The organism is Pseudomonas sp. NY5710 (assembly GCF_013305665.1).
Classification (GTDB): Bacteria; Pseudomonadota; Gammaproteobacteria; order Pseudomonadales; family Pseudomonadaceae; genus Aquipseudomonas; species Aquipseudomonas juntendi.
In genome coordinates this window covers 1,945,679-1,957,212 of the sequence record NZ_CP045554.1, presented here as the reverse complement: position 1 = coordinate 1,957,212, position 11,534 = coordinate 1,945,679, and the positions used below count along the sequence as shown (strand labels likewise).

10 protein-coding genes are annotated in these 11,534 nt (G+C 64.3%); 5 read left to right on the top strand and 5 right to left on the bottom strand.

Annotation, left to right across the window (positions count from 1 at the left end):
- Positions 1 to 325: 325 nt before the first annotated feature.
- The 3 genes from hydA to preA all read left to right on the top strand — a co-directional run bounded on the left by hydA (position 326) and on the right by preA (position 4,508).
- Positions 326 to 1,765, top strand: a complete 1,440-nt coding sequence (gene hydA, locus GEV39_RS08725) for a dihydropyrimidinase (protein ID WP_173888319.1) — start codon at positions 326 to 328, stop codon at positions 1,763 to 1,765.
- Between the two features lie 101 nt (positions 1,766 to 1,866).
- On the top strand, positions 1,867 to 3,234 hold the full coding sequence (locus tag GEV39_RS08720) for an NAD(P)-dependent oxidoreductase (RefSeq protein WP_173888317.1): 1,368 nt from the start codon (positions 1,867 to 1,869) through the stop codon (positions 3,232 to 3,234).
- On the top strand, positions 3,234 to 4,508 hold the full coding sequence (gene preA, locus GEV39_RS08715) for an NAD-dependent dihydropyrimidine dehydrogenase subunit PreA (RefSeq protein ID WP_054911519.1): 1,275 nt from the start codon (positions 3,234 to 3,236) through the stop codon (positions 4,506 to 4,508). The genes GEV39_RS08720 and preA overlap by 1 nt, the downstream gene beginning before the upstream one ends.
- Positions 4,509 to 4,584: 76 nt before the next feature.
- Here the strand turns inward: preA and GEV39_RS08710 are convergent, their stop codons facing one another.
- The 5 genes from GEV39_RS08710 to gnd form a co-directional block, all read right to left on the bottom strand.
- Entirely contained in the window at positions 4,585 to 5,205 is a 621-nt protein-coding gene (locus tag GEV39_RS08710; RefSeq protein ID WP_173888316.1) for a TetR/AcrR family transcriptional regulator, read from the bottom strand.
- Positions 5,205 to 5,561 (bottom strand): VOC family protein, encoded by a 357-nt coding sequence (locus GEV39_RS08705; RefSeq protein ID WP_173888314.1) that lies wholly within the window; start codon positions 5,559 to 5,561, stop codon positions 5,205 to 5,207. Before GEV39_RS08705 ends, GEV39_RS08710 begins: the two co-directional genes overlap by 1 nt.
- 80 nt (positions 5,562 to 5,641) lie before the next feature.
- The gene (locus GEV39_RS08700) at positions 5,642 to 7,438 is read right to left on the bottom strand and encodes a glycoside hydrolase family 15 protein (RefSeq protein ID WP_173888312.1); all 1,797 of its coding nucleotides are present in this window, start codon (positions 7,436 to 7,438) and stop codon (positions 5,642 to 5,644) included.
- 140 nt (positions 7,439 to 7,578) lie between these two features.
- Positions 7,579 to 9,084, bottom strand: a complete 1,506-nt coding sequence (gene zwf, locus GEV39_RS08695; protein ID WP_173888310.1) for a glucose-6-phosphate dehydrogenase — start codon at positions 9,082 to 9,084, stop codon at positions 7,579 to 7,581.
- Positions 9,081 to 10,064 (bottom strand): phosphogluconate dehydrogenase (NAD(+)-dependent, decarboxylating), encoded by a 984-nt coding sequence (gene gnd, locus GEV39_RS08690; protein ID WP_029887475.1) that lies wholly within the window; start codon positions 10,062 to 10,064, stop codon positions 9,081 to 9,083. The genes zwf and gnd overlap by 4 nt, the downstream gene beginning before the upstream one ends.
- Positions 10,065 to 10,265: 201 nt before the next feature.
- On the opposite strand from gnd, the gene GEV39_RS08685 reads away from it, so the two are divergent.
- Both GEV39_RS08685 and GEV39_RS08680 read left to right on the top strand, forming a co-directional pair.
- Positions 10,266 to 10,433: a DUF6026 family protein gene (locus GEV39_RS08685; protein WP_009683150.1), complete on the top strand. Its 168-nt coding sequence runs from the start codon at positions 10,266 to 10,268 to the stop codon at positions 10,431 to 10,433.
- 185 nt (positions 10,434 to 10,618) lie between these two features.
- On the top strand, positions 10,619 to 11,524 hold the full coding sequence (locus GEV39_RS08680) for a LysR family transcriptional regulator (protein WP_029887476.1): 906 nt from the start codon (positions 10,619 to 10,621) through the stop codon (positions 11,522 to 11,524).
- Positions 11,525 to 11,534 lie beyond the last annotated feature (10 nt).

Here is an 11,534-nt window from a genome sequence, read left to right as displayed (position 1 = left end):
CCAGACTTTTTCTAGTTGTCTGCTCATCGGGCTAATTCGATGGCCGGAGTACACACGCGTCTAAGTGCCTTAGAAATCTCGACCAATTTTCTATCTTGTCAAGTTAGTCAAAAACCCTGAAAGCCCCGAGCTAGGCGGGATCGAAATATTTAATTCATGCAAATCAACGACTTAAAGACCACAAAATAAATAGGAAATTTTCTTGCTGAATTCAGGATCAGCATCTAGCCTCGAATCTTGTCAGGTATGACAGGATTAAACCCCTGCCCTGCTCCCGAAAATTCCAAGAACCGGCCAAGACCGGTCAGCCTGCGAGGTAAACGGCATGTCCCTGTTGATCCGTGGCGCCACCGTTGTTACCCACGAAGAGAGTTACCCCGCCGATGTGCTGTGTGCCGATGGCCTGATCCGAGCAGTCGGGCCTGGCCTGGAAGCGCCGACCGATTGCGAGATCCTCGACGGCAGCGGGCAATACCTGATGCCGGGTGGCATCGACCCGCACACCCATATGCAATTGCCGTTCATGGGCACCGTGGCCAGTGAAGACTTCTTCAGCGGTACCGCCGCCGGCCTGGCGGGCGGCACCACATCGATCATCGACTTCGTCATTCCCAACCCGCAGCAGTCACTGCTGGAGGCCTTTCACACCTGGCGCGGCTGGGCCCAGAAAAGTGCCAGCGACTATGGCTTCCACGTCGCCGTCACCTGGTGGAGCGAGCAGGTGGCCGAGGAGATGGGCGAACTGGTGGCCAAGCATGGGGTGAACAGCTTCAAGCACTTCATGGCCTACAAGAACGCCATCATGGCGGCCGACGACACCTTGGTGGCCAGCTTCGAGCGCTGCCTGCAGCTAGGTGCAGTGCCCACCGTGCATGCCGAAAATGGCGAGCTGGTGTTCCACCTGCAGAAAAAGCTGCTGGCACAGGGCCTGACCGGGCCGGAAGCGCACCCCCTGTCGCGCCCTTCGCAGGTTGAAGGCGAGGCGGCCAGCCGCGCTATCCGCATTGCCGAAACCCTCGGTACACCGCTGTACCTGGTGCACATTTCCAGCCGCGAGGCGCTGGATGAAATCGCCTATGCGCGAGCCAAGGGCCAACCGGTTTACGGCGAAGTGCTGCCTGGCCACTTGCTGCTGGACGACAGTGTCTATCGTGACCCGGACTGGGCCACAGCCGCCGGCTATGTCATGAGCCCGCCGTTCCGCCCGCGCGAGCACCAGGAAGCGCTGTGGCGCGGGCTGCAGGCGGGCAACCTGCACACCACCGCCACCGACCACTGCTGCTTCTGCGCCGAACAGAAAGCCATGGGCCGGGATGACTTCAGCCGCATCCCCAATGGCACCGCCGGCATTGAAGACCGCATGGCGGTGCTGTGGGATGCCGGGGTCAACAGCGGGCGCCTGTCGATGCACGAGTTCGTGGCACTGACCTCTACCAACACGGCGAAGATCTTCAACCTGTTCCCACGCAAGGGCGCCATCCGCGTTGGGGCCGATGCCGACCTGGTGCTATGGGACCCGCAAGGCACACGCACCATCTCGGCCCAGACCCACCACCAGCGGGTGGACTTCAACATCTTCGAAGGCCGCACTGTTCGAGGCGTCCCGAGCCACACCATCAGCCAAGGCAAAGTGGTCTGGGCCGCCGGCGACCTGCGCGCCGAGGCGGGCGCGGGGCGGTACGTGGAGCGGCCGGCGTATCCGTCGGTGTATGAGGTGCTGGGGCGTCGGGCCGACCAGCAGCGGCCGACGCCCGTTCAGCGCTGAAGCCATTGGGGCTGCTGCGCAGCCCATCCGACCGGTCCGGCGCCCCGGCTCCACCACAACACCTGTCGCCTGCACCCTAAAAAAATAGAGAGGCTACAACCGTGATCGACGCCCTGAACCATTTGCCGCGCCCCCGGGCCGGCGCCGACCAATTGGCCGAGTGCTTCAGCGACCTGGCCCCACCCCTCACCGCGCGCCAGGCCGCCGTGGAAAGCGCCCGCTGCCTTTATTGCTACGACGCCCCCTGCGTCAACGCGTGCCCCAGCGAAATCGACATCCCGTCATTCATCCACCGCATCAGCGACGAGAACCTGCAAGGCGCTGCCGAACGGATTCTGTCGGCCAACATTCTCGGCGGCAGCTGCGCCCGCGTCTGCCCGACCGAAATCCTGTGCCAGCAAGCGTGTGTGCGCAACAACGCGCAGGAATGCGCCCCGGTACTGATCGGCCAGTTGCAGCGCTATGCCCTGGACAATGCCCGGTTCAGCGAACACCCGTTCCAGCGTTCACCGGCCACGGGCAAGCGCATTGCGGTGGTCGGCGCTGGCCCTGCGGGGCTGGCCTGCGCGCATCGGCTGGCCATGCATGGCCATGACGTGGTGGTGTTCGAAGCCTGTGACAAGCCAGGTGGCCTCAATGAATACGGCATCGCCCGCTACAAGCTGGTGGACGATTATGCCCAGCGGGAAGTGGCATTCCTGCTGGGCATCGGCGGTATCGAGCTGCGCCATGGCCAGCGCCTGGGGGGCAACCTCAGCCTGGGCGAACTGCGCGAACAATACGATGCGGTGTTCCTTGGCCTGGGCCTGAATGCCGTGCGCCAGCTGGGGCTGGCCGATGAAGAGGCCCCCGGCCTGCTCGCCGCCACCGCTTACATCCGCGAGTTGCGCCAGGCAGACGACCTCAGCCAACTGCCGCTGGCCGAGCGCTGCCTGGTGATCGGCGCTGGCAACACCGCCATCGACATGGCAGTGCAAATGAGCCGCCTAGGTGCACGCGACGTCAACCTGGTGTACCGCCGTGGCCACGCCGACATGGGGGCCACCGGGCACGAACAGGACATCGCCAAGGCCAACCAGGTGCGCTTGCACACCTGGGCCCGCCCCGACAGCGTGCTGCTGGATGACACCGGCAACGTACGCGGCATGCGCTTTGCCCGTACCGAATTGGCCGACGGCCGCCTGCGCGACACCGGCGAAACCTTCGAACTGGCCGCCGACGCCATCTTCAAGGCCATCGGCCAGCGTTTCGACGACAGCAGCCTCGCCGACCCAGTGGCCGCGCAACTGGCCCGTGACGGTGAGCGTATTCGCGTTGACGTGAACATGCAGACCAGCCTGCCAGGGGTATACGCCGGTGGCGACTGCACCGCGCTGGGCCAGGACCTCACCGTTCAGGCCGTACAACACGGCAAAGTGGCCGCCGAAGCCATCCATGCCCAACTCATGCTCAACGTGGAGGCAGCGTAATGGCCGACTTGTCTATCGTGTTCGCCGGAATCAAGGCCCCCAACCCGTTCTGGCTGGCGTCCGCGCCGCCCACCGACAAAGCCTACAACGTGGTCCGCGCCTTTGAAGCCGGCTGGGGTGGCGTGGTGTGGAAGACCCTTGGCGAAGACCCGGCCGCGGTCAACGTCTCGTCGCGCTACTCGGCCCATTACGGCGCCAACCGCCAGGTGCAGGGCATCAACAACATCGAACTGATCACCGACCGTTCACTGGAAATCAACCTGCGCGAAATCACCCAGGTGAAGAAGGACTGGCCCGACCGCGCGTTGATCGTGTCGCTGATGGTGCCGTGCGAGGAAGCGTCGTGGAAGTTCATCCTGCCGCTGGTGGAAGCCACCGGCGCCGATGGCATCGAGCTGAACTTCGGCTGCCCGCACGGCATGCCGGAGCGCGGCATGGGCGCGGCGGTCGGCCAGGTGCCGGAGTACGTGGAAATGGTCACCCGCTGGTGCAAGCAGCACTGCTCGCTGCCGGTGATCGTCAAGCTGACGCCGAACATCACCGACATCCGCCAATCGGCACGGGCTGCGCATCGCGGCGGGGCCGATGCAGTGTCGCTGATCAACACCATCAACTCGATCACCAGCGTCGACCTTGACCGCATGGTCGCCCACCCCATCGTCGGTGACCAGAGCACCCATGGCGGTTACTGTGGCTCGGCGGTGAAGCCGATCGCCCTGAACATGGTCGCGGAGATTGCCCGTGACCCGGCCACCCATGGCCTGCCGATTTGCGGCATCGGCGGCATCGGCAACTGGCGCGACGCGGCCGAATTCATGGCGCTGGGCAGCGGCGCGGTGCAGGTGTGCACGGCGGCCATGCTGCATGGCTTTCGCATCGTCGAAGACATGAAAGACGGCCTGGCCCGCTGGATGGACCAGCACGGCCACGCCAACATCGAGGCGTTCCGGGGCCAGGCGGTAGGGCATACCACCGACTGGAAGTACCTGGACATCAACTACAAGTCGGTGGCGCATATCGACCAGCAAGCGTGCATCGGTTGCGGTCGCTGCCACATCGCCTGCGAGGACACCTCGCACCAGGCCATCGCCAGTACGCTGAAGGCAGACGGTACGCATGCCTACAGCGTGATCGAGGAAGAATGTGTGGGCTGCAACCTGTGCCAGATCACCTGCCCGGTGGAGAACTGCATCGACATGCAGGCGCAGGATACTGGCAAGCCTTACCTGAACTGGACCCAGGACCCGCGCAACCCCTACCGCGAAGCGAGCTGATGTAGACCGGCGCCCGCCGCACAGGCACGGCCTTTTTGTGGGCAGCAAAAAGACCGTGCGCGGCAGGCATGGCCGGTCACGGTTCCAGGCCAATCCCCCGCAGGATCACACTGGTCACCGTCTGCACCGCACTTTCGAACGCCAGGTCCGACAGTTCATCGCCGCCGTTGAGCAACTGCACCTGGTAACCGAAGTCGGCGTAATGCTGGGTCGAGGCCCAGATCATGTACAGCAACGCCGAAGGCTCGACCGGCAGAATGCGCCCCTCCTCCACCCAGCGGCGGATCTTCGCCTCCTTCAGCTTTGCCCAAGGCACCAGGCTGTCATCCAGGTTGCCCCCCAGCACCGGCGCCCCATGCAGCATTTCCTCGGCCCAGATCTTCGAGCCTAGCGGCCGTGACCGCGAATGCCCCATTTTCGCGCGGATGTAGCTGGTCAGGACCACCCGTGGGTCGTCGAAATTCTCGAAACACAGCGCGTCCTGCTTCCACACGTCCAGCAGGTCCTGCAGCACCGCGCGGAACAACTCGTCCTTGGTGCTGAAGTAGTAATGCAGGTTGGAACGCGGCAGTTCAGCCTGCTCGGCGATATCGCCCATGGAGGTCGCGCCGTAGCCTTTTTCGGCGAACACCTTTTCCGCCGCTTGCAGGATCTTGCCAACGTTGCGCCGGCGAATTTCGATCTTGTGATTGGCCATCAGGCTTGAGCCGTCCACACCGCCAGTTCATAACCGTCCGGGTCAATGAAATGGAAACGCCGCCCACCGGGGAAGGCAAAGGTCGCGCGGCTGATACTGCCCCCCGCCGCGGTCACGCGCTGCTGCGTGGCTTGCAGGTCATCGGCGTAAAGGATTACCAGCGCGCCCCCCGGGCGTACCGGCTCCCCCGTGGTAAAGCCGCCCGTGAGGCGGCCATCGCTGAATTCGCTGTAGGTTGGGCCGTAGTCGGTGAAGCGCCAGCCGAAAACATGCCCATAGAACGCCTTGCTGCGCGCGATGTCGCTGACATTGAACTCGATGTTGTCGATCTGCCGATCCGAACCGCGGATACCCATGTACGCTCCTTGCCGAATGAGATTTGACCTAGTCTACCCCGCTCGCTTGCCGGAGCGCGCACAAATCTGGTGCAGCCGGCTTAACCGCAACTGGCCCGGTCGCGGGCCGGGCAGCTGGCCTGCTGGAGGTTCAGGGCGGTGTTGATGATGCCGATATGGCTGAACGCCTGCGGGTAGTTGCCAAGCATGCGCTGGCAGGCCGGGTCGTATTGCTCGGCCAGCAGGCCCACGTCGTTGCACAGGCCGGTCAAACGCTCGTACAACGCTTGCGCTTGCGCCATCCGGCCCAGCAGGATGTAGACGTCGGCCAGCCAGAACGAGCACACCAGGAAAGTACCCTCGCCCGGGGCCAGGCCATCGCCTGCACTGTCACTGTCGTAGCGCATCAGCAACCCGTTTTTCAGCAAGCGTTGCTCGATCTGTTCCAGCGTGCGCAGAAAGCGCGGGTCATCGGCAGGCAGGAAGCCGGTCAGGGCGATCTGCAGCAGGCTGGCGTCCATCTCGTCCGAACCATAGGCCTGAACGAAGAAACTGCCGCTGCTGTCGAGCCCTTGCTCACACACTTCACGGCGGATCTGGTCGGCCACCTGGCGGTAATGCTGGCCATGCTCACGGCCTTCTTCGGTGGTGTCTGCCAAGCCGGCAGCGCGGTCGAACGCCACCCAGGCCATCACCTTGGAGTGCACGAACTGCTGGCGGCCGCCGCGGACCTCCCAGATACCCTCGTCCGGCTGGCGCCAGATACGCTCCACATAGGGCAGGATCAGCCGAGAGATGGCGGCGCTACGCGGATGGCGCGGCAAGCCGCCCTTGATTGCCTGGCTCATGGCATCGGCCAGTTCGCCATAGATATCCAGCTGCGCCTGGGCCGACGCGGCATTGCCCACCCGCACCGGTTGCGAATGCTCGTAACCCTGCAACCAGGGCAAGGTGTATTCCTGCAGGTCGCGCTCGCCACCCAGGCCGTACATGATCTGCATCTGTTCGGGGTTGCCGGCCACCGAGCGCAGCAGCCATTCGCGCCAGGCCTGGGCCTCGTCGAAATAGCCCAGGTTCATGAATGCCAGCAAGGTCATGGTGGCGTCGCGCAGCCAGCAGAAACGGTAATCCCAGTTGCGCTCGCCGCCGAGTTGTTCCGGCAACGACGTGGTGACGGCCGCAACGATGCCGCCAGTAGGCGCATATGTCATGGCTTTCAGGGTGAGCAACGAGCGACGAACCAGTGCGCTGTAGGGGCCCACCTGAGGGCAGCGGTCGGCGAACGCCTGCCAGTGCTCGCAGGTATAGGCCAGGGCCGCGTCGGCATCGCAGCCGGGCTGCACCGGCAGGTGCGAGGGCTGGTGGCGCAGGTTGAACACCTGGCGCTGGCCGGCCGCCACGCGAAAGCGCGCGCCGGTGTGGTGGTCGCGGGCATGGGGCGGTACGGTGCTGCACAGGATCAGGCGGTCGGGGCCGGCCACCGCGCTGAGGGTGAGCGGGTCCAGGCGTTCGACCCATGGCACGCTGCGCCCGTAATCGAAGCGCATGACCAGGTCCATTTCAAAATTGGTTTCGCCCGAGAGACCTTCGACGATGCGCACCACGGCGTTGACGTCACCCAGCGGCATGAAATCGAGCACGCGGGCCCGGCCAGTGGCAGTGACCCACGTAGTTTCCAGCACCAGCGTATCGTTCAGGTACTGCCGGCTGCAGTGCTCGACCGGGTCGCAAGGGGCCAGGCGCCAGCGGCCGTTTTCTTCGTTGCCCAGCAAGGCGGCGAACACGGCCGGGGCGTCGAAGCGTGGCAGGCATAGCCAGTCGAGCGAGCCATCACGGCTGACCAGGGCGGCGCTGCGGCAATTGCCCAGCAGGGCGTAATCTTCTATGTGGGCGGGCATCGCGTTTCCTTAAAGTGGTTGCCTGTGCTGGCCCTTTCGCTTGTCAACCCGCCCCACAGGGCCGCGCCGCCCAAGGGGTTGTGCAGCACCTGTCAGAGGGGTTTCACGCGCGAAGCGGCCGGCACACGCTGACAAACCTGTTACCCCAATCGGTGCCATTCCCGCTTGTCCCGGCTCAGCAGGTCATTGCCCGCCTCGGGGCCATCTTCACCCGCCGGGTACTCGTGCACCTCGCCCCCCTGGGCCCAGGCGTCGAGGAACGGCTGCACGGCACGCCAGCCGTTCTCGATGTTGTCGGCCCGCTGGAACAGGGTCTGGTCACCGGTCAGGCAGTCATAGATCAAGGTCTCGTAGCCGGTCGCCGGGGTCATCTTGAAGAAGTCCTTGTAGGCAAAGCCCAGCTCGACGTTCTCCATCACCAACTCCGGCCCGGGGCGCTTGGCCTGCAGGTCGAACCACATGCCTTCGTTGGGCTGAATCTGGATTTTCAGGTAATTGGGTTTGGGCCGCTCCAGCTCCGACTCGCGGAACTGCGCGTACGGTGCCGGCTTGAAACAGATGGCAATCTCGGTGTCACGCACGCTCATGCGCTTGCCGGTACGCAAGTAGAACGGCACGCCCGCCCAACGCCAGTTGTCGATCATCACCTTCAGCGCCACGTAGGTTTCGGTCTGGCTGTCGGGTGCGACGTTGGCCTCCTCGCGGTAGCCGGGCAGGTGCTTGCGCCCCTGCTTGCCGGCGCTGTACTGGCCCCGCACGGAATGCTTCAGCGCCATCTTCGCCGACCACGGGCGGATGGCGCCGATCACCTTGGCCTTTTCGCCGCGCACGGCGTCGGCGCCGAACGCTGCCGGCGGTTCCATGGCAACCATGGCCAGCAGCTGGAACAGGTGGTTGGGCACCATGTCGCGCAAGGCGCCGGTGGCGTCGTAGAAGCCACCCCGCGTCTCGACACCGACGGTTTCTGCGGCGGTGATCTGCACATGGTCGATGTAGTGGTTGTTCCAGAAAGACTCGAATAGCCCATTGGAGAACCGGCTGACCAGAATGTTCTGCACCGTTTCCTTGCCCAGGTAATGGTCGATACGGTAGATCTGCCGCTCGCCCATCACCTTCAGCAGGCAGGCGTTCAACGCCTCGGTACTGGCCAGGTCGGTGCCGAACGGCTTCTCCACCACTACCCGGCGAAAGCCGCCGGCAGACTCGTCGAGCAAGCCGGCCTCGCCAAGGCGCTGGGCCACTTCAGGGAAGAAACGCGGCGAGGTGGCCAGGTAAAAGATGGCGTTGCCGTGGCTGGTCTTCTCGATGCGCTTGCCCAGGGCCTGGTAAGTGGCCGGGTCGAGAAAATCGCCCGTCTGGTAGTCCAGGCGCTTGGCCAGCCGCGCCCAGAGTTTTTCGTCCAGGCACTGCGCGGCGCCCTCGCCGCCCTTGTCCCGCTCGGCCATGAACGCATGCAGGCGTGCGGCAAACTCCTCGGCCGTGGCAGGGTTGTGATCAACGCCAACGATGCGCAGGTTGCGGTCGAGCAAACCGTCGCGGCTGAGGTTGTACAGCGCAGGCATGAGCAAGCGCTTGACCAGGTCGCCATTGGCGCCGAACAGAAACAGCGTGCAGGGGGGTGCGGCCGGAGTGCTCTTTTTAGTCATTCGTCTTTTTTCTCGACATGGCCACCGAAGCCCAGGCGCATGGCCGAGAGCACTTTGTCACCGTAGGTGCCCTGCTGCTGACGCGAGCGGAAACGGGCAAACAATGCGCTGGACAGGACCGGTACCGGCACTGCCTGCTCCACGGCGGCATCGATGGTCCAGCGGCCCTCGCCACTGTCGGATACCGAACCACTGAACTGCGACAGCTGCGGGTCGGCCACCAGCGCATCGGCGGTGAGGTCGAGCAGCCACGAGGTGACCACACTGCCCCGGCGCCATACCTCGGCGATTTCGGCCACATCAAGGTCGAAGCGCTGGTCTTCCGGCAGTTCGTTGCCGCCTTTGCTGCGAAGCAGGTCGAAGCCTTCGGCATAGGCCTGCATCAGGCCGTACTCGATGCCGTTGTGCACCATTTTCACGTAGTGGCCAGCACCCGGTGGGCCAGCGTGGATATAACCATGCTCGGCGCGCTGGTGTTCGCCGCTGCGGCCATGGGTGCGCGGAATGTCCCCTACACCCGGTGCCAACGCCTTGAACAGCGGCTCCAGGCGCTCGAACACGTCCTTCTCGCCACCGATCATCATGCAGTAGCCGCGGTCCAGGCCCCATACCCCGCCAGAGGTACCTACGTCCAGGTAATGCAGGCCACGCTTGGCCAGCTCGGCGGCGCGGCGCATGTCGTCCTTGTAGAAGGTGTTGCCGCCGTCGATGATGGCATCGCCCGGCTCCAGCAGCTCGGCCAGTTGCGCGATGGTCTGCTCGGTCGGCTCGCCAGCCGGCAGCATCACCCACACCGCGCGTGGCGCTTTCAGTTTTTGCACCAGCGCGCCAAGGTCGTGTGCGCCCTGGGCGCCCTCGCCTTCAAGGCCGGTAACCGCCTCGCGGTTGCGGTCGTGCACCACGGTGCGGTGGCCAGCGCGCATCAGGCGCCTTGCGATATTGCCGCCCATGCGGCCCAGCCCGACGATTCCCAGTTGCATGAGCCGATGCTCCCCTTTCGAAATAAATGACAACAGTCCAGCTGTTCAGGTTAGTCCAGCATGCCGCCCGAGGGTTCAGCGACGAACGGCAAGACCACGATAAACAAAAAAGTTCCCAAGGCTTGTGAAAGAATTCAAAATGCGCCCGCCAGAAGCGTCTACGCTTTGAATTGTCACCAGCCAAAACCGCGAGGTGTGCTCATGGGTACCTTGATGCCTGCAACCCCAACCCAGACCCTCTATGTCTCCGTGCGCCGTGATGAGCTGCGTAAACTCAAAGACGAACGTGACCAACTGCGCCAGCAGGTCGCCGAGCTGAATGTGCTGCTGGACCAGGCACGCATCGCCGCAAAAGCCATCGACCTCTGATTTTCCCCGCCCTCGGTGGGAGTCCTGCGCTCCCACGCTGCAGCCCTGCCCCGCGGTAAAAGTTGAATTGTGAAGGGTTCGCCTTCAAGGCGCGCGATTTCAGGCCTCGAAAAACTCGAACCCTCCACCGGCCACCCCATCCAGTACCATCGGCTATCAACGCCTCCACATCAGGTTCAGCGAACATGGCCTTCTCCAGCGACTCCCTGGCAATCTTCCTCGCAGTGCTGGATGCCGGCTCGTTCTCCGCCGCCGCCCGCAAGCTGGGGCGGGTGCCGTCCGCGGTGAGCATGGCAATCGCTCAACTCGAGGCCGAACTGGACCTGCCGCTGTTCGACCGGGCAACGCGCAAGGCCCTGCCCACCAGCGCCGCCCTGGCCCTGGAGCCTCAAGCCAGGCAAGTGATCTGCCAGCTCAATCTGCTTGATGCCCAGGCCCTGCAATTGCACAAAGGCCTGGAGAAACGCCTGACCATCGCCATGGCGCCCGAACTGCAGACCGGGCGCTGGAGCCAGCCACTGGAAACCCTCGCCCAGGCGTTTCCCAGCCTGGAAGTGGAAGTGCGCTCGGCGACCCAGACCGAGGCCATTCGCCTGCTGCACGAAGGCAGCGTGCAACTGGCACTGGTGTTCGAGCGGCCAGGCATCGATGAGCGCGAGTCATTCCTCGAAGCCGGGAGCCAACTGCTGGTTGCGGTGGCCTCGCCGCGCCATCCGGCCGGGCAGAACAGCGGCACGCCGTTGCCCGAAGAAGCCTTCGCCGAGCAACGGCAAATCATCGTGGCTTCGGGCAAGCCCACCGGCTCGGACCCGCGCATGGTGCTGTCGCGGCGCATCTGGCTGACCGACAGCTACCTGGCCACCCTGGATCTGGTGCAGTCCGGGCTGGGTTGGGCATACCTGCCACAACCCCTGGTGGAACCACTGATTGCATCCGGCGCGCTGGCCGAAGTGCGCTTCGACAACATGGCCAGCCGCTTGCGCTTGTGGGTGGACATCATCTGGCTCAAGGCACGCCCCTTGGGCCTGGGCGCCCGCCGTTATCTGGACGTCATGCGCCAGTGCTTCGAGGCAGAGCCGCCCAGGGCCTGAACGGTGATTG